This window comes from Georgfuchsia toluolica, assembly GCF_907163265.1.
GTDB classification, from domain to species: Bacteria; Pseudomonadota; Gammaproteobacteria; order Burkholderiales; family Rhodocyclaceae; genus Georgfuchsia; species Georgfuchsia toluolica.
Genome location: NZ_CAJQUM010000001.1, coordinates 2,800,626 through 2,816,179 on the forward strand (window position 1 = coordinate 2,800,626; position 15,554 = coordinate 2,816,179).

Sequence of the window (15,554 nt, forward strand, 5' to 3'; positions counted from 1 at the left end):
CACAGCTCAATAGTGGTTGTCAGTAAGCTGCCGATGCGGCATTAGAGAGTTTCTGATGAATCAAATCGCGCAGTTCGTTCTTCTTGATTTTGCCTGAAGCTGTTCGGGGAAACTCGGACATAACCTCGACACGCTCAGGCCACTTTTGTTTGGCAAGGCCGGCTGCGTTACAGGCGGCTACCAGCGCTTCAAGCGTTGGGGGTGCCTGACCATCCGATGGAATGACACAGGCGCAGACTCCCTCACCCAAGCGAGCATGGGGCATCGAGACAACAGCTACCTCACGCACCGACGAATGATCATAGAGAACATCTTCGACTTCTTTGGCGCTGATATTTTCGCCGCCGCGAATGATCAAATCCTTCTTGCGCCCGCTAATTACAATGCCACCTTCTGGCGTAAGGTGGCCGAGGTCTCCCGTCCGAAAGTAACCAGCGTTATCGAAGGCGTCGGCATTATGTTCGGAATCCGCATAACACAGAAACATGCTGGGACCACGCGTCAGTATCTCGCCTTCCTGACCCATGGCGACTTCGCCCCCTTGTCCGTCAACAACCTTGACTTGATAGCCGATCACCTTTCCATCGGTATGGGCTGCCAGACTGGTTTCTCCCTTCCCCACGAATCCCAGGGTGACCAATGGTGTTTCCGTGCTGCCGTAGACGCGAAAGGCGCGACATCTCGATAAAGAAAGCCCGACGCGTACAATCAATTCCGGTGGTACCGTAGCGCCGCCACAAGCATACAGGCGCATGCTCGGCAATTTGTCGTTGTTTCTATTTGCTGCGTCAATGAGTTCCTCCAGAAACGGGGTAGCTCCTACTGAAACTGTCGCCTTGACCTGCCGAATGTAGACAAGTGCAGCATCTGCATTCCATTTTTCCATCAGAGCGCACTTAATACCGCTGGAGAAAGGTAGTTCAAGCCCGAGTGCCAAGCCGGTAATATGAGTGACTGGCGAAGGCATTAGCATCACATCATCTGCACAAAGATTCCAGTATCGAGCGGTGTTGTCGAGGAAGCAGCGCAACGAATTGTGGCTATGCAAAACACCTTTAGGGATACCGGTCGTTCCCGAAGTGTACATAATCAACTTAACTGAGTTTGGATCTACTGGGTGCTTCACCGTCTTGAGACCTCTTGCCGAGTCTAGCAGTGTGGTAAAGCTGTTGCCGCTTGCTATGATTGGGCGAACGTAAACAATGTCCTTCAAGTCCGGTAGCTTGCCTTTGAACTTCTCCAGCATCGCCCGATAGTCAACTCCGCGATAGTTATCCAAAGTAAGGTGCAACCTGGAGCGCGAAGCGCGGAGAATAAATTGCAACTCCTTCGATCGGTAAATCGGAATGATCGGGCAAACCACGAGACCAAGATAAGCGCTGGCAATATTGATTGGTACAACTTCGCGCCAGTTCGGCAACTGAAAGCTCACGACGTCACCTTGGCGTAGACCTAAGCGTTGAAAGGCTGCAGCCAGTGCGAGCGCTTCTGTTATGACTTCGCCGAAACATAATGCATCGCCATCGTCCAGGAAGACAACCGGATCGTCGGGATGCATTTGCTCGTGATGAAAGGCCTCGTCGGCTACGGTCCTGTTCTTCCAAAGGCCCGAAGAAATCCATTCAGATTGATATTGAGTCCGATAGGCGCTTACTGCGTTAGGAACCTGCATGTCTATCTTCATGGCGAGTGATTAATCCGTGAGTATTTGTACGGCGCTGACCCCTGGCGCCCCATAGACTTGGCAATAGCCAACTTTGGGTTGGACGGATATCTGTCTGGTGCCTGCGTCACCGCGAATTTGTAAACAGACTTCGTACACCTGCCTCAATCCCGAGGCTCCGATTGGCTCACCATTGGCTATACAACCGCCGTCTGTGTTGATCGGTAACCGGCCCCCGATCTCGGTAATGCCTTCACGCAGCCATTTTTCCTGCTCGCCGTGTGCACACAATTGGTTTTCAGCCATGTGAATTATTTCCGCACCTGACTCCGTATCTTGTACCTGGGCAATATTGACGTCCTCGGGACCAATGCCTGCCATTTCATAGGCTAGTTTGGAAGCCTCTACCGTAGGGCTTTCGGCCTGTTCAATCGGCTTTTCTGGACTCCAAACCTCGAATGAACCATAGTGCCGTGAGCGGAGAACGCTGGCGGCGATGCGAATAGCTTTGTTCGATGTATATCGCTTGGCCTTCTTTGCGTTGCAGATTACAAGCGCTGCACTACCTTTAGAAGGCGAGCAGAACATAAACTTGCGCAGAGGATGGTTCAGCATCTGCGAGTTAGCGATGTCATCGTAGCTCATTTCATTACGACGCCATGCATTGGGATTTCTTGCGCCGTTGCGGTACGCCTTCATAGCGACACGGATAAGGGCGTCTTCGGTGATACCATATTCATACATGTAGCGTTGAATCTTCATCGCGAAATACTGAGTCGTCAGTCCCAGCCCGATCTCGCTGTACCATCTGCCAAGCCCCCACTTTTCAAGGTCGAATGAAAAAGAGCCCGGCGGGTGGCTGTCAAATCCCACAACGACACCAACGTCGCACTGTCCGGACTTAATCGCATTGACTGCGCAAATGAGGGAACTGCCGCCAGTTGCACAACCGTTCGTCACATTGGTGAACGGAATGCCTGTCAGACCGAGCTTGTCGACCATGGTGTCGGCGTTACCACAGTCTAAGCTGCCTCCGTAGGCGCACTGAACGTCGCGCCACTCAATCCCCGCATCCTTAAGCGCCTCGCGAACAGCGAAGATTCCTTGATCGTAGCCCGTCACGCCAGGTGTTTGGCCGAACGGATGTATGCCTATACCAATTATGGCGACGTCCGTCATTTAGAATCCTTTCTGTCGGATGTTAGATCGGTCGCTGGCCGAAAGGCGAAGGACATGACTTTGATCCCTTGCGCATTCTTATTGAGTGGCAAAACGACCAGTTCCATCGGCATTCCGATATAAAGCAAGGCGGGATCATTGATGGTAAGCGGTGACTCAACACACACTTGGCCAGGCAACTCGATATAACCGACACCGAAAGGAACGAATTGCTCCTGTTGGTCCATACCCCTATATGGAGGTGACTTGGGAGGAAATGCCTGTATCGTCCAGGTCCACAGCGTCCCCCTTTTTTCTAGTTCTATTTCTTCAACATTTTGGCTGCAGCATTTCGAGCAGGAACCCTGCCTGGGAAACTTCACGGCGCCGCAGTTTAGGCATTTGCTTCCAATCAGGTGGGGATCATCTGACGGCCAGGTAAATAGTCCTTCGGCAATCGGGGCTAGTTGAGCAAAGTTGTCCATTGATACCTTTCGCGTAGCTTCCTTGGTGAGTAATATTCCTCGACGACTCAGAGTCCTATTACGAATATCGCTAGGTTTGCGACGTTATGCAAGTCCAGTGAAGGCGCAGTGATAGAAATCAAAGCCCTAAAACGAACGGCTAATTTGTCATTGCCCATGGTACTGCCAACTGTTGTTCAGGGTGCAATGCTGATGTCCTATATTTCGCCTGCTGCATTGATGTCAGCTATAGTCACGTGCTGTTTTAGGTGTCATCTTGAATTGCCGCTTAAAAAGTCGCGACAGGTGAGCTTGGTCAGAAAAACCGCAGCAGCTAGCTATTTCTTTGAGCATTAGTTGGTTCGTGGCAAGGAGTTCTTTTGCACGACTGAGGCGACGAGATATTACATAGGTGTGGGGAGGGCACCCGAATCTTTGTTTGAACAGACGCGCAAAGTAGTAAGGGCTAATCTTTACCAACGCTGCGAGGTCGTCGAGAGACAAATCCCCACTCAAGTTGCCTTCAATGTAATCCGCCACACTTTTTGCCTGCATGGGCGAAAGCCCTCCCTTGATCCGAGGAAACCTAAATGATATTTTGGAATATTTGCGCAGTAGATGTACGCATAGTTGGTTAGTAAGCGCTTCCGTAAACAACTTCTCACCAATTTCTGAGGAATTGGCTTCACATTCGAGTGCATTAACAATATATTGAACTGTCGGATCGCGAATTTGAAGTTGATTGAATAGTAGTGAACATTCAATATCCCGATCAAATACTTCCGTGGCAATTCTGGAGAGAAAAGCTGGGCTAATATGTATATCGGTATTCTCGATTGGACTCGACCATTCCCATTGGGATTCTGTTGCTTGATTCAGAAGCGAAAAGTCCCCCTGACACAGCGTTTCCGACAGCCACCTGTTATCAATTCGCTGCTTTATCTTTGAAGTCCGATGATACGCAATAAGCAAGTGATTACGAAGGGGCGAGAGTGATCCCCTCCAAGGGCCGTACTGATAGCAACTTAGTTCTACTCCACCCGCTGCGGGCTGCTGCCGAGGAATGACCAATTTACCTGGAATCCTCCGATGCAAGTCATCTGGACTAAGTAATCCATTCATATGTTCTTCCTTCCTCCTAAGTCGAACGGCAAAATACGGGTTTTTTAAAATCACCCGTTACACTTCCAATCATAATCAACAGAAATTGCGAAATATATTTAAGAGTGATCCACCTCCAAGAAAATTCGGTTTCTGACTCGAGTGCTGGTCGAGCATGGCTATCGCTTACCGCGCTATCCAAATTTCGGTGACCGCCCCCACCACGATTAAGACAACCTCGCCGATGAACTTTGGCCGACGACCGTATGGCAGAATTGGTGACCGAAGCCAATTTAGCTCGAATCGGAAGGATTGTGAACCTGTCAAATTTCATAGGACGTAGTGATCTGGATAATCTGGTTTAAATCGGAAAGATTGCGAGCCTGGGAAACCTGTCAGCAGGGACAATCCATTGAAATCACCAAGGTTGCTTGGAAGGCACAAGTGCGCTTTGCCATCGTTTCCTCTAGCTGCGCTACCGCGGCATGCATCAGAACAGTACGTGCGCCGCTTTCGCCCGCGAACTGGTCGGTTTCGTCTGGGAAATCGGCCGAAGCATGACGCCGCGTACTTAAACATTCCCAACCACACATAAGCGAAAAGAGAAGATCACCGACATTTCTCATCGCACTGTTCCCTACTGGCCTTAAGGGGCCAAGGCGACGCCGTAGGAAACAAAGACCCGCGCTATCGCCCGGCGCCCATGCTCAAGGAAATGGTCGCGGCCGGTTACTACAGCCGCAAGAGCGGGCGCGACTTTTACCATTATTGATTTGTCCAGCGATCACCGGGCGCAAGGATCCGCTGCCTGATGCCGCTGACCGGGTTCAGGTCAGGGCAAGCTGAAGCATCTGGAGCGCTAGGGCGGCACTGATGGCAGGCGCAACGCGTTTGTCATCAGTGCATATTTGTATTTTTGCGTGTCGTTTTTTTGCTCGCGAGACGATTGCGATATGTCGTGGGCGCGACCCCGGTCCAGGCCTGGAATGCACGGAAAAACGTGGAGGGTTCCGAGAAGCCGAGACTTGCCGCGATCTTCGAAATTGGCAAGCCGGATTTTTCTATTTGGGACAAAGCCATATCCCTGCGCAATGCATCCTTGATTCCACGAAAGCTGGAGTCTTCTTCCTGCAGCCGTCGATGCAACGTGCGCGGCGACAAGTTGAGCTTGTGCGCTATGTCGCCCAGCGTGATGGGTTCCGGGAATGCCTGGGCGAGCAGGTTGCGAACCTGGTGAACCATCTCCCGGTCGCGGCGGTAGAGCATGGCAATTTTTCCCGGTGCGCCTTCAAGAAATCCCTCCAGCGCATCGTCATCGCGCCGAATTGGCAAATCAAGCAAATTGGCCTTCATGCTCGCGATCAGTTTTTGTCCGCCAAACATCGAACAAGGCGTATAGATCAGGTCATAGTCGGCGGCATAGGCAGGACGGGAATAGGGAAAGCGTACCGAACCGAGATGCAGTTCCCGCCCGACCAGCCAGCAGGCTAGTCCATGCAGCAGGCGCAACAGCCATTCAAAGGCGAACATCCGGCAAGAATCGTCGGCGTTCAGGCTCAGCGGCCGGGTTTCGGCGATCTCGATTCCTGCTGTGCCGCGGTTGCGCGTAATAGTGACTTTGAGGTCGGGCAATACCAGATGCAGAAAACGGGAGCCTCGATCCAGCGCTTCCGCCAATGTTTTGCTGGAAACCATGCTGCGACAAAGAAATTCAAAAGTTCCAACCGGCAGCGGCTTTGAGAAAAGCGAGAAACCCTCATCGCCAAGTTGCTGCACGAGTGCGTTGTAGAGGGCAGCATAATTTTTCAGCGGCACGCGGCCTTCGGGGTTGGACAGCGCAGCGGAGTCGATTCCTGACGCCTTGAGCAAGTCGTTGGACTCGATATGGTGGGAGGCCAATCCGGATAGCATGCCGTTTACAAACCCAATGGCTACCGTTGCACGATGGCGATTGCGTGGCATGGTGGTGGTTGCTTTGCGTATGAGTTTCCCCCTCATTGACGCAGGTCCTCAAAAGGTTATAACTGCTCGGAAAGCTAGTTTGGCGGATTTTGCACGATTATCGTCATTTTGGGCAATGGTATTGAGCCGGGGAAATGCCTAGCATCTGCTGATCAATTATCAACAGCAAGGTGTTTTTCATTTAACTTGGTGGCGGATTTTGCACCTAAATACAGTTGAGGAACATACCAGGCGCTTGACCGTACTGAGGAAATCCTGATGACTAATCTATCCGCCATCCACAAGGTTGCGGTCTACAAGCCACGCAACAAGGTACGTTTCATTACGGCAGCGGCCCTGTTCGACGGCCATGACGCTTCGATCAATATCATGCGCCGCATTTTGCAATCGACCGGTGCCGAAGTGATCCACCTCGGCCATAACCGCTCAGTGGGCGAAATCGTCAATGCCGCGCTGCAGGAAGATGTTCAGGGCATCGCCATTACCAGCTACCAAGGTGGCCATGTCGAATTTTTCAAGTACATGATCGACCTGCTCAAGGCCGGCGGCGGCGGGAACATCAAGGTATTCGGCGGAGGCGGCGGCGTCATCGTCCCGTCGGAGATCAAGGAACTGCAAGAATATGGCGTAACCCGCATTTATTCGCCCGAAGATGGTGCCCTGATGGGCTTGCAGGGCATGATCAACGAATTGGTCGAGCGCTGCGATGTCGATTTGACGCCGCTCGCGCCAAGGCCGGCAACAGCCGTCGAAGCATTGCAAAGCGTCGACCGGCGCCAACTGGCGCAGATCATCACCGCCCTGGAAAACGGCGCCTATGACGATGCTGCCAAAAGGTCATTGAAAGATGTCGCCGCCAAGCTTCAGGTACCCGTACTGGGTATTACCGGCACCGGTGGCGCCGGCAAGTCATCCTTGACCGACGAACTGGTACTGCGCATGCGCCTCGACCAGGAAGACCAGCTCAAGGTCGCCATCGTATCCATTGATCCCTCGCGCAAACGTACCGGTGGTGCGCTGCTGGGCGATCGTATCCGCATGAACTCGATTGAGCACGAAAACGTCTTCATGCGCTCGCTGGCGACGCGCGATACCGGCAGCGAAGTGTCTGCCGCACTGCCGGAAGTGATCGCCGCCTGCAAGCTCGCCGGTTTCGATCTCGTCATCGTCGAGACCTCCGGCATCGGCCAGGGCAACGCCGCCATCGTGCCCTTCGTCGATCTTTCGCTATATGTGATGACGCCCGAGTTCGGCGCCGCGAGTCAGCTCGAAAAGATCGACATGCTTGACTTCGCCGACTTTGTCGCGATCAACAAGTTCGATCGCAAGGGCGCCGAAGACGCGCTGCGCGACGTGAGAAAACAGTACCAGCGCAACCGCGAAGAATTCGGCCAACCCGTCGAAGCCATGCCGGTGTTCGGCACCATCGCCGCGCGATTTAACGACGACGGCGTCACCGCGCTGTATCAGGCGCTGCTGCCGAAGCTTGCGGCCAAGGGCTTGAAAGCGGCAGCCGGCAGCTTGCCGGTTGTTTCGGTCAAGGCATCTTCACATGGCCGCGCCATCGTGCCGACGGATCGCGTGCGTTACCTGGCCGAAATTGCCGAGGCGGTGCGCACCTATCACCAGCACACGGCGCAGCAGGCGCGTGTGGCGCGCGAGCGCCAGTCGCTGAAGACGGTCATGGCGCTGTTCCTGGCGCAAGGTAAACCAGCCGAACACTTCGACGAAATGATTTCGTGGAAGGATGGCGAACTCACGCACACGGCGAAGAAGCTGCTGGAGCAGTGGCCAACCACCAGGGAACTGTACGCCGCCGACGAATATGTGGTGAAAATCCGCGACAAGGAAATCCGCACCAAGCTCACCAGCGAGTCGCTCTCAGGCTCGAAGATTCGCAAGGTGGCACTGCCGAATTATGAGGATGACGGCGAGACGCTGAAATTCCTCATGAAGGAAAACGTTCCCGGCTCGTTCCCATTTACCGCCGGCGTGTTCGCCTTCAAGCGCGAAGGCGAGGATCCGACGCGGATGTTCGCCAGCGAGGGCGATGCTTTCCGTACCAACCGCCGTTTCAAGAAAGTCTCCGAGGGCATGCCGGCGCACCGCCTGTCTACCGCCTTCGACTCGGTCACCCTGTATGGTTGCGACCCCGATCCGCGCCCAGATATCTACGGCAAGATCGGCAACTCGGGCGTCTCGATCGCGACACTCGACGACATGAAGGTGCTGTACTCGGGCTTCGATCTGTGTTCGCCGACGACTTCGGTGTCGATGACCATCAACGGTCCGGCGCCGATCATTCTCGCCTTTTATTTCAATACCGCCATCGATCAGCAGGTCGACAAATTCAAGACCGACAATGGCCGCGAACCGACCGACGACGAGCTGGAAAAGATCAAGGAGTGGACGCTCTCCGTGGTGCGCGGTACGGTGCAGGCCGACATTCTCAAGGAAGACCAGGGCCAGAACACCTGCATTTTCTCCACTGAGTTCGCGCTCAAGATGATGGGCGACATCCAGGAATACTTCGTGCACCACCAGGTGCAGAACTTCTACTCGGTATCGATCTCCGGCTACCACATCGCCGAAGCCGGCGCGAACCCGATCAGCCAGCTCGCCTTTACGCTCGCCAACGGCTTTACCTACGTCGAGACCTATCTGGCGCGCGGCATGCATATCGACGATTTCGCCCCCAATCTGTCCTACTTCTTCAGCAACGGCATGGATCCCGAGTACACGGTGATCGGTCGTGTCGCGCGCCGCATCTGGGCCGTGGCGATGCGCGACAAGTATGGCGCCAACGAGCGTAGCCAGAAGCTGAAGTACCACGTGCAGACCTCGGGCCGCTCGCTGCATGCGCAGGAGATGGATTTCAACGACATCCGCACCACGCTGCAAGCGCTGATTGCCATCTACGATAACTGCAATAGCCTGCACACCAATGCTTACGACGAAGCGATCACCACGCCGACCGAAGAAAGCGTGCGTCGTGCCATGGCGATCCAGCTCATCATCAACCGCGAATGGGGCCTTGCTAAAAATGAGAACCCCAATCAGGGCGCCTTCATCATCGAGGAACTGACCGATCTGGTGGAAGAGGCGGTGCTCAAGGAATTCGAGGCCATCGCCTCGCGCGGTGGCGTGCTCGGCGCCATGGAAACCGGCTACCAGCGCGGCAAGATCCAGGAAGAGTCGCTCTATTACGAACACAAGAAACACGACGGATCCTACCCGATCATCGGTGTGAACACCTTCCTCAATCCGAAAGGCAGCGCGCAGGTCGAGATCGAGATGGCGCGCTCGACTGAAGAGGAAAAGCAGTCGCAACTCGCACGTCTGGCCGATTTCCAGGCTCGCAACCAGGCCAATGCGTCGCAGTGGCTGACCAGGCTGCGCCAGACCGTCATCGAGGATGGCAACGTCTTTACAGTGCTGGTGGATGCCGTGCGCTACTGCTCTTTGGGCCAGATCACCAGCACACTGTATGAAGTCGGCGGCAAGTATCGCCGCAATATGTAAGTTGCCTGCATTTTTTGAAAAGGTGGATGGGAAATGACACAACGTGAAATTTTGGTGGTTGGAGCGGCGCGTACCGCGATCGGTACTTATGGTGGCACCTTAAAAGATACGCCGATGTCGCAATTGGCAACTCTGGTGGTGAAAACTGCACTTGACCGTTCAACAGTAGAGCCAGGCAAGGTTGGCCATGTTGTCATGGGCAACGTGATTCCGACAGAACCGGCGGACGCCTACCTGAGCCGCGTCGCTGCGATCAATGCCGGCCTGCCGATCGAGACGCCGGCCTTCAATGTCAGTCGCCTGTGCGGTTCCGGCTTGCAGGCGATCATATCGGCAGCTCAAGCGATTCTCCTTGGCGACGTCGAAGTGGCGATTGGCGGCGGCGCCGAATCCATGAGCCGCGGTCCCTACATCGTGCCGACGGCGCGTTGGGGCGCGCGCATGGGCGATGCGCAAATTATCGACTACATGAACGGCATTCTCCACGACCCGTGGAAGCGTGTACATATGGGTATTACAGCTGAGAATGTCGCTGCTCGCTACGGCATCAGTCGCGAGATGCAGGACTTTCTCGCGCTGGAAAGCCAGCAACGCGCCGCACGTGCAGTAGCTGAGGGGCGCTTCAAGGAACAGATCGCATCGGTCGAGATCAAGGCGCGCAAAGGCATGGTGAGTTTTGACACTGACGAACACGTGCGTGGCGATGTCACGCTGGAACAGCTGGCGAAGATGAAGCCGGTATTCAAGGAGGGGGGCTCAGTGACAGCCGGCAATGCCTCAGGCCTCAACGACGGCGCAGCCGCAGTGGTTCTGGCGGAGGCAAAAACGGCTGCAACCTTGGGTTTGAAACCGCTGGCGCGGCTGGTGGCCTATGCGCATGCAGGCGTGGAGCCGGACTACATGGGCATCGGTCCAGTGCCTGCGACCCGTATGGTGCTGAAGCGCGCCGGTCTCAAGGTCGGCGATCTTGACGTCATTGAAGCCAACGAAGCATTTGCAGCCCAGGCTTGCGCGGTGGCAAAGGAACTTGATTTCGATCCGGCGAAAGTGAACCCGAACGGATCGGGTATTTCTCTTGGCCATCCGGTCGGTGCCACGGGCGCGCTCATCACCGTCAAGGCAATTTATGAACTACACCGGGGGGGAGGTCGTTATGCACTTACGACGATGTGCATTGGCGGTGGGCAGGGCATTGCCGCGATTTGGGAACGCATTTGATGAAGGGCATGAAATGTTGACGTTTATCGATGAATAACACGATCGACACGACAAATCCTGTTCTATTCAGGGTGGGGCTTGCTGTTTTGTAAGGGTTGTTACCTTGAATCAAGAGTACAAGAATATTCACAAACACTTCTGCATTGCCTGTCTGCCAATCCAGGACAAATGGACAACCTCTGATAGTGAAAGCTGACAATGAGTGACTACAAAGCGCCAGTGAAGGACATGCTTTTCGCGCTGAGGCATCTTGCGCAGTATGAAAGCAACTCGGCGCTGCCCGGCTACGCCGATGCGGATTTTGAAACTGCAAAGGCAATCGTCGAGGAATGCGCCAAGCTGTGCGAAACGGTCGTCGCCCCGTTGAATCCGATTGGCGACAAGAACCCGTCGACCTGGAGCCATGGCGAAGTAACGACGCCGCCGGGGTTCAAGGAGGCGTATCGCCAGTACGCCGAAAGCGGCTGGCAGAGCCTGCAACACCCCGCCGAGTTTGGCGGGCAAGCCATGCCCAAGACACTGGCGACGGTCTGCATGGAAATCGTGAACAGTGCGAACCTGAGTTTTGCTTTATGTCCGCTGCTGACCGACGGCGCGACCGAGGCGCTGCTCACTGCTGCATCCGCTGAAGTCAAGCAGCGCTATCTGCCGAAAATGATTTCGGGTGAATGGACCGGCAGCATGAATCTGACCGAGCCTCAGGCCGGGTCCGACCTCGAACTGGTTCGTACCCGTGCGGAGCCACAGCCGGACGGTAGTTACCGGATCTTCGGCACCAAGATCTTCATTACTTACGGCGAGCACGACATGGCGGATAACATCGTCCACCTCGTTCTCGCCCGTGTCCCCAGCGCGCCGCCCGGTGTCAAGGGCATTTCGCTTTTCGTCGTGCCGAAGTATCTGGTCAATGACGACGGCAGCATCGGCGCGCGCAACGATGTCCATTGCGTGAGCATCGAGCACAAGCTTGGCATCAAGGCGAGTCCGACGGCTGTTCTGCAATATGGCGACCACGGCGGCGCCATTGGCTATATCGTTGGCGAAGAAAATCGCGGACTCGAATACATGTTCGTGATGATGAATGCGGCACGCTTTGCCGTCGGCGTGCAAGGCATTGCCGTTGCAGAACGCGCCTATCAGCAGGCGGTAGGCTACGCCCGTGAGCGGGTACAGTCGCGTCCGGTCGATGGTTCGTCGCCCAAGGCTGTGCCGATCATCCAGCATCCGGACGTCAAACGCATGCTGATGACCATGCGGGCGCTCACCGAAGGCTGCCGCGGGCTCGCCTATTCGGCCGCGGCCTTGTTCGATTCGATGCATGGCGACCCCGATGAAGAAGCGCGTTGCCGCAGCCAGAGAAGATACGAATTCCTGGTTCCGCTGATCAAGGGATTTGCCACCGAAATGAGCGTCGAAGTCGCCAGCCTCGGCATCCAGGTTCACGGCGGCATGGGCTTCATCGAAGAAACGGGCGCGGCGCAGCACTTGCGTGACGCCAGGATTCTCACCATCTATGAGGGGACGACCGCCATCTAGGCCAACGACCTGGTCGGGCGCAAGACCTTACGCGACGGAGGCGAGGTGGCGCGGGGAATCGCCGCCCTGATCGCGCAGACCGAGTCCGCGCTGCGCGCTTGCAACGACGAAAATGCGTCCGTGTTTGCCGATCGTCTGAGCGATGCCCGGCTCGCTTTTTTAGACGTTGTGAAGTTCGTCTGCGCGAACACGAAATCGGTCCCGAACGTCGTGTTTTCCGGTTCCGTGCCCTACCTGTTCCTTGGCGGGATACTCGTCGCTGGCTGGCAATTGGGGCGCAGCATGCTGACGGCACTAAAGTGCATGGCGGAAGGCACCGACCCGGACTTCATGCAGTCCAAGATCCGGATCGCCCGTTTCTTCGCCGAACATATTCTTACCCGCACTGCCGGATTGCGCGAAAGTATCCTCTTTGGCGGCACGGTTGTCGGCGAGATGCCGGCGGAGCTGCTGTAATTCGGAGCGCAGACTAGTCGGCGGCAAGTATCACCGCAATATGTAATCTTCAATACACAACTTACAACCGTTAGGAAAGTAAAATGACAATTGCACAAATCGCCGTAATCGGCGCCGGAACGATGGGCAACGGTATCGCGCAGGCCTGTGCGGGTGCCGGCAAGCAGGTAGTGATGATCGATGTAGCCGACGCTGCCGTAGCGCGCGGACTGGCGACCATTTCCGGCAGCTTGGACCGTCTGGTCAAGAAGGAAAAGATGACCGAAACGCAGAAAGAGGGGATTCTGGCTTTGGTCAAGGGATCGACGAATTATGCCGACATCGCCGGCGCCGATCTGGTGATAGAAGCGGCAACGGAAAACCTGCCGCTCAAGCTGCGCATCATCCAGCAGATCGAGGAAAATGTTGGCGAACACACCGTCATAGCAACCAACACCTCGTCGATTTCTATTACCCAGCTGGCGGCGACGCTGAATCATCCGTCACGTTTCATCGGCATGCACTTTTTCAATCCGGTGCCGATGATGGCGCTAGTGGAGCTGATCAGCGGCCTGCAAACGTCGGACCAGACGCATGCCAGGGCGAGAGAGTTTGCCATCGCGCTCGGCAAATCGCCGATCACGGTGAAGAACCGCCCCGGCTTCGTGGTCAACCGTATTCTTTGCCCGATGATCAACGAAGCAGTATTTGTGCTTGATGAGGGACTTGCTACGGCCGAGGATATCGACGCGGGCATGAAGCTGGGTTGCAATCATCCGCTCGGCCCGCTTGCTCTGGCGGACCTGATCGGTCTCGATACGCTGCTATCGGTCATGGAAATGTTTTACGAAGGTTTCAACGACTCGCGCTATCGCCCGGCGCCCATGCTCAAGGAAATGGTCGCTGCAGGCTATCTCGGCCGCAAGAGCGGACGCGGTTTTTACCATTATTGATTGGGCTGTGCATGAGTCCTGCGTCATCACTCACGGCAATCGCTTATTCCATTTCTAATTCTTTAGTGAATTAACAATCAAGGGCTAGGCAACGATGGATCTGACACGCTCATGGTCGAACTCCATGTCGTGAAGTGCCTCTTCGAGATGATCCTCCAAGGCATCGATGCTGGCGAAGACGCGATTACGGAAAGATTTCTCGCGCAGTCCATCCCAGAGATGCTCGACGGGGTTCAATTCCGGTGAATAGGGAGGCAGTTTGAGCAGGCGCAAATTGGGCGGCAGCGCAAGTGATCCACTCTGATGTCAACCGGCGCCATGATTGCTCGTAACTGCTCCACTAGAAGACGGTTACCTGCTCCAACGCGTTTTTCAAGGCGGCGGGCAGCGCGTCATCCATGCGCCAGCGCTTCAGAACTGTCGCAATGGATTTACGCATCCCTGCGGGAACCGCCGCCGTGCTTTCGACCAGTTCAAAGGCATGTTCCTCGGCCAGAACGGCAGCCAGCGTCCTCGCCTGCTTCTCGTCCTTATCCGCTTTCGCGGCATCCACATGCCGGCGATGCCTGCTCGAATACAACTTATGCCAGATGAAGCGCTCTGGTTGCGGCAGCTGTACCGGGATGCAGTGGAATCCTGCGAGCAACGCGCCTGGCAACGTACCCTCGAGTAGGTAATCATAGAAAGGAATGCCTTCAGCAGACCAGTTGAGCTCCGGAATGCGGACAATGGTTCCCAGCGAGGCGTGAGGGGCCAGGAGATCAACGCGCAAGCCCGCCTTGCCTGGCAGCTTGACCGATGTTGAGGGGGCAGTCGAGGGCATGCCGGGAACTTCGAAGAAGGGCAAGCCGGTTGCTTTCATGGTGTCAAGGAAGTTGAGCGGCACCGCAAACTTCAGCGGTTGCCGCCGCGCGACATCAATGTCCAGAGTTTGTTCGGCGACGGCGGCCACGCCCAGCTCGTTGAGCCAAGCCATGAAGCTGAGCGTTCCTGCCAGCACCAGCCCTGCCTCGAACGCGCCGCGGTTGTGCAGCTCCACCAGCACTCGAGCCACTTCCTTTGAGGCTGTCTGGAAGCCCAGCTTGCGCAATGTGGACACGGAACTCGCCATCCAGCGGTGAAACTCGATGTCCTCTCGTATGCGTTGCAGGACCTCAGCATCCCTGGGAGCGCAGACATACTCTTCCTTCTTGACGGTGGGTACGGGGTTGTAGACGCGGTACCAGAAAGGCCCGCCGGCCATGCCGCTGCGTTCGACGAGAGTGCCCGGAGACCCGGGAAGGAGAGCGCCAGCGCTTTGCGCCCGCTCCTTGACCTCTGCGTACTGCGTGCGAAAAGCGAGGTCGAGCGGTCGATACAGGGGCTTGCTGCGAATATTGGCGATGGACATGTATCTACCCAATATAATATGAAACTGTTGGGTAGCATAAACTATCTACCCAATAAAGCAACATTTATTTGGTAGATGATCACCTTGCGAGCAAAATCCTTGTTACAAAACAGCGTGCCCTTGATCACCGAACATGGCAAAGAGCCATTTTT

12 protein-coding genes and 1 pseudogene are annotated in these 15,554 nt (G+C 55.4%); 6 read left to right on the plus strand and 7 right to left on the minus strand.

Annotated elements, in window-relative coordinates; genetic code table 11:
- Window positions 1-19: 19 nt before the first annotated feature.
- The 4 genes from K5E80_RS13300 to K5E80_RS13315 form a co-directional block, all read right to left on the minus strand.
- Window positions 20-1,684 carry an AMP-binding protein gene (locus K5E80_RS13300; RefSeq protein WP_220636615.1) on the minus strand — a complete coding sequence of 555 codons (1,665 nt, stop codon included), beginning with the start codon at window positions 1,682-1,684 and terminating at the stop codon, window positions 20-22.
- Window positions 1,685-1,693: 9 nt separating this feature from the next.
- Window positions 1,694-2,842 (minus strand): thiolase family protein, encoded by a 1,149-nt coding sequence (locus tag K5E80_RS13305; protein WP_220636616.1) that lies wholly within the window; start codon window positions 2,840-2,842, stop codon window positions 1,694-1,696.
- A complete protein-coding gene (locus K5E80_RS13310) occupies window positions 2,839-3,306 on the minus strand; it encodes a Zn-ribbon domain-containing OB-fold protein (RefSeq protein ID WP_220636617.1) in 468 nt (155 codons plus the stop codon). Before K5E80_RS13310 ends, K5E80_RS13305 begins: the two co-directional genes overlap by 4 nt.
- Before the next feature lie 222 nt (window positions 3,307-3,528).
- The gene (locus K5E80_RS13315) at window positions 3,529-4,407 is read right to left on the minus strand and encodes a helix-turn-helix domain-containing protein (protein WP_220636618.1); all 879 of its coding nucleotides are present in this window, start codon (window positions 4,405-4,407) and stop codon (window positions 3,529-3,531) included.
- A 619-nt stretch (window positions 4,408-5,026) separates the two neighbouring features.
- Between K5E80_RS13315 and K5E80_RS17215 the strand changes: the two genes are divergently transcribed.
- Window positions 5,027-5,158, plus strand: a complete 132-nt coding sequence (locus K5E80_RS17215; protein WP_425514559.1) for a 3-hydroxyacyl-CoA dehydrogenase family protein — start codon at window positions 5,027-5,029, stop codon at window positions 5,156-5,158.
- Between the two features lie 125 nt (window positions 5,159-5,283).
- Here K5E80_RS17215 and K5E80_RS13325 read toward each other — a convergent pair whose 3' ends face one another.
- Complete coding sequence (locus K5E80_RS13325) at window positions 5,284-6,348, minus strand: AraC family transcriptional regulator (protein ID WP_220636619.1); 1,065 nt, start codon at window positions 6,346-6,348, stop codon at window positions 5,284-5,286.
- A gap of 258 nt (window positions 6,349-6,606) precedes the next feature.
- Here K5E80_RS13325 and icmF point away from each other — a divergent pair, with 258 nt between their 5' ends.
- The 5 genes from icmF (at window position 6,607) to K5E80_RS13350 (ending at window position 14,012) form a co-directional block, all read left to right on the plus strand.
- Window positions 6,607-9,870 carry a fused isobutyryl-CoA mutase/GTPase IcmF gene (gene icmF / locus K5E80_RS13330; protein WP_220636620.1) on the plus strand — a complete coding sequence of 1,088 codons (3,264 nt, stop codon included), beginning with the start codon at window positions 6,607-6,609 and terminating at the stop codon, window positions 9,868-9,870.
- A gap of 33 nt (window positions 9,871-9,903) precedes the next feature.
- Window positions 9,904-11,088 carry an acetyl-CoA C-acyltransferase family protein gene (locus K5E80_RS13335; RefSeq protein WP_220636621.1) on the plus strand — a complete coding sequence of 395 codons (1,185 nt, stop codon included), beginning with the start codon at window positions 9,904-9,906 and terminating at the stop codon, window positions 11,086-11,088.
- Between the two features lie 198 nt (window positions 11,089-11,286).
- Window positions 11,287-12,624, plus strand: a complete 1,338-nt coding sequence (locus K5E80_RS13340; protein ID WP_220636622.1) for an acyl-CoA dehydrogenase family protein — start codon at window positions 11,287-11,289, stop codon at window positions 12,622-12,624.
- 45 nt (window positions 12,625-12,669) lie between these two features.
- On the plus strand, window positions 12,670-13,080 hold the full coding sequence (locus K5E80_RS13345) for an acyl-CoA dehydrogenase C-terminal domain-containing protein (RefSeq protein ID WP_220636623.1): 411 nt from the start codon (window positions 12,670-12,672) through the stop codon (window positions 13,078-13,080).
- An 83-nt stretch (window positions 13,081-13,163) separates the two neighbouring features.
- Window positions 13,164-14,012, plus strand: a complete 849-nt coding sequence (locus K5E80_RS13350; RefSeq protein WP_220636624.1) for a 3-hydroxybutyryl-CoA dehydrogenase — start codon at window positions 13,164-13,166, stop codon at window positions 14,010-14,012.
- Between the two features lie 162 nt (window positions 14,013-14,174).
- On the opposite strand, the pseudogene K5E80_RS17220 reads toward K5E80_RS13350, so the two are convergent.
- Both K5E80_RS17220 and K5E80_RS13360 read right to left on the minus strand, forming a co-directional pair.
- Window positions 14,175-14,288, minus strand: a pseudogene (locus K5E80_RS17220) (transposase); the annotation flags it as partial.
- Window positions 14,289-14,352: 64 nt separating this feature from the next.
- Window positions 14,353-15,402, minus strand: a complete 1,050-nt coding sequence (locus tag K5E80_RS13360) for a GSU2403 family nucleotidyltransferase fold protein (protein WP_220636626.1) — start codon at window positions 15,400-15,402, stop codon at window positions 14,353-14,355.
- Window positions 15,403-15,554 lie beyond the last annotated feature (152 nt).

Excerpts from the sequence above, each read along its gene's own strand:
- K5E80_RS13300 (WP_220636615.1), bottom strand. The coding sequence starts at position 1,684 with ATGAAGATAGACATGCAGGTTCCTAACGCAGTAAGCGCCTATCGGACT.
- K5E80_RS13305 (WP_220636616.1), bottom strand. The coding sequence starts at position 2,842 with ATGACGGACGTCGCCATAATTGGTATAGGCATACATCCGTTCGGCCAA.
- K5E80_RS13310 (WP_220636617.1), bottom strand. The coding sequence starts at position 3,306 with ATGGACAACTTTGCTCAACTAGCCCCGATTGCCGAAGGACTATTTACC.
- K5E80_RS13315 (WP_220636618.1), bottom strand. The coding sequence starts at position 4,407 with ATGAATGGATTACTTAGTCCAGATGACTTGCATCGGAGGATTCCAGGT.
- K5E80_RS13325 (WP_220636619.1), bottom strand. The coding sequence starts at position 6,348 with ATGCCACGCAATCGCCATCGTGCAACGGTAGCCATTGGGTTTGTAAAC.
- icmF (WP_220636620.1), top strand. The coding sequence starts at position 6,607 with ATGACTAATCTATCCGCCATCCACAAGGTTGCGGTCTACAAGCCACGC.
- K5E80_RS13335 (WP_220636621.1), top strand. The coding sequence starts at position 9,904 with ATGACACAACGTGAAATTTTGGTGGTTGGAGCGGCGCGTACCGCGATC.
- K5E80_RS13340 (WP_220636622.1), top strand. The coding sequence starts at position 11,287 with ATGAGTGACTACAAAGCGCCAGTGAAGGACATGCTTTTCGCGCTGAGG.
- K5E80_RS13350 (WP_220636624.1), top strand. The coding sequence starts at position 13,164 with ATGACAATTGCACAAATCGCCGTAATCGGCGCCGGAACGATGGGCAAC.
- K5E80_RS13360 (WP_220636626.1), bottom strand. The coding sequence starts at position 15,402 with ATGTCCATCGCCAATATTCGCAGCAAGCCCCTGTATCGACCGCTCGAC.